This window comes from Mycobacterium sp. E2238 (genome assembly GCF_001672665.1).
Taxonomy (GTDB): Bacteria; Actinomycetota; Actinomycetes; order Mycobacteriales; family Mycobacteriaceae; genus Mycobacterium.
On sequence record NZ_LZKF01000264.1, the window covers coordinates 1 to 1,775 of the forward strand.

Below are 1,775 nucleotides of genomic sequence, written 5' to 3' on the forward strand. Positions count from 1 at the left end.
CGGCGGCACACGGGCCGCTGTCGACCGCCGTCCGTCGCGCGCTGACCGGACCGCCGTCGCATGACCACCTGACCCGCATCGGTGCGTCCGTGCGCGATTCGGATCCCTACGGCCTGGATCTGCAGCTGGCGCTGTGCATGTGCTACGAGCTGCACTACCGCGGCTTCGCGGGCGTCGACCCGGGCTGGGAATGGAATCCGGCGCTGCTGACACTGCGCGGCGAGCTCGAACGCGTTTTCCTCGCCGGTGTGCGCCGCGACGTCGGGCCCATCGCACCGGATCAGACCGCCGCCGCCGAAATGGACGCCATCTCGGTCGAACCGGTCGACGGCACGGGTCCGTCGTATCAATTGCGCGACACCGGAACGTGGCAGCAGATGCGCGAGTACTTCGTCCACCGGTCCGTGTATCACCTCAAAGAGGGCGATCCGCACGCGTGGGCGATCCCGCGACTGATGGGTGTCGCGAAAGCGGCTTTCGTGGCAATCGAATTCGACGAGTATGGCGCGGGGCAGGGTCCCCGGCTACACCAGCAGCTCTTCGCCGATCTGATGGCGGCCGCGAATCTGGACACGACGTACCTGGCGTACGTGGACGCGGTTAACGCCGAAGCTTTGGCGGCGGTGAACCTGATGTCGCTGTTCGGGCTGCACCGCGAGTTGCGCGGCGCGGCGATCGGCCATTTCGCTTCGACGGAGATCACCTCCCCGCCCGGATCGCGGCGGATGGTGCAGGCCCTGCAGCGGATGGGGGCGCCTTCGGCGTGCGTCGAGTTCTACGCCGAGCACGTCGAGGCCGACGCCGTACACGAGCACGTGGTGCGCATAGACGTGGTCGGGGACCTCGTCGAGCGAGAGCCGCACCTCGATCGCGACGTCGTGTTCGGGATCCGCGCGCACGCGGCGGTCGAAAACCGTTTGGCCGACGCGGTTATGGCGTCGTGGCAGCAGGGTCGGTCGTCGTTGCGGAGGGCACTGGACTAGACGTCCGGCTGGCCAGGTTCCGGCATCTGCGGTGGCTGGTGTCGCACAAGGGATACTTCTCGCTGCGCCGGCAGGTGCAGATCGCCACCATGAACCGGTCGGACTCGACGACCTCCCCGTCCGGCATCTCGATGCGCACCGGGCCGGACACCAGGACCGGCCCGCCCGCAACCACCTGGACCCGGGTGGTGGTCACCGCTTGTCCGCCCGGATCACGATCAGCTCCTCTTCCCGGCGTCCGTGGGGTATTAGGCCGACGCTCTCGAGCCACTTCGCCCGCGCCGTCATCACGGGGCCGAACGGGATCCATTTCGACGCAACGACTTTGGCGTCCATGCCGGCCCACTTCAGGGAATCCAGCGATTGCTGGACGCCGGCGAGTGCCGAGTGCACGAGAAGCAGTGACCCGCCGTCGCACAGCAACTTGGGCGCCGCTTCGCACAGCGGATCCAACACCATCCGGCCATCGATACCGGCGTTCCAGGCCCACGACGGGCCGGCGCTGGGGCTGATGTACTCCGTGTCGCCGTGCGGAGGTGTCGGCACGTAAGGCGGGTTCGACACGACAACGTCGAAGGGTGCGCAGTCGAGCGCATCGCTCCAGGTGCCCTTGCGCACATCGACATTCACGCCGATGGCGGCCGCGTTGTCGCGAGAGCAACCCACGGCGTGCGGGCAGATGTCGAAGGCCGTCACATCGGCACCGCCCAGTGCCGCGGCGGCGATCGCCACGAATCCGCTGCCCGTACACAGATCGAGTACGCGCCGGCCCGGAATGAGCGCGCTGTCTCG

At 68.1% G+C, this 1,775-nt stretch carries 3 protein-coding genes; 1 reads left to right on the forward strand and 2 read right to left on the reverse strand.

Translation table 11 applies throughout. The features are described from left to right. A partial coding sequence (locus A5711_RS25850) for an iron-containing redox enzyme family protein (protein ID WP_067951525.1) occupies positions 1-983 on the forward strand: 983 nt, incomplete at its 5' end. On the opposite strand, the gene A5711_RS26650 is transcribed toward A5711_RS25850, so the two are convergent. Beyond that, on the reverse strand, positions 931-1,179 hold the full coding sequence (locus A5711_RS26650; RefSeq protein ID WP_082975854.1) for a CDGSH iron-sulfur domain-containing protein: 249 nt from the start codon (positions 1,177-1,179) through the stop codon (positions 931-933). The two genes, A5711_RS25850 and A5711_RS26650, sit on opposite strands and share 53 nt — an antisense overlap. Next, positions 1,176-1,775: HemK2/MTQ2 family protein methyltransferase (locus A5711_RS25855; RefSeq protein ID WP_067951526.1), on the reverse strand; the 600-nt coding region annotated here is incomplete at its 5' end. The genes A5711_RS26650 and A5711_RS25855, both read right to left, overlap by 4 nt.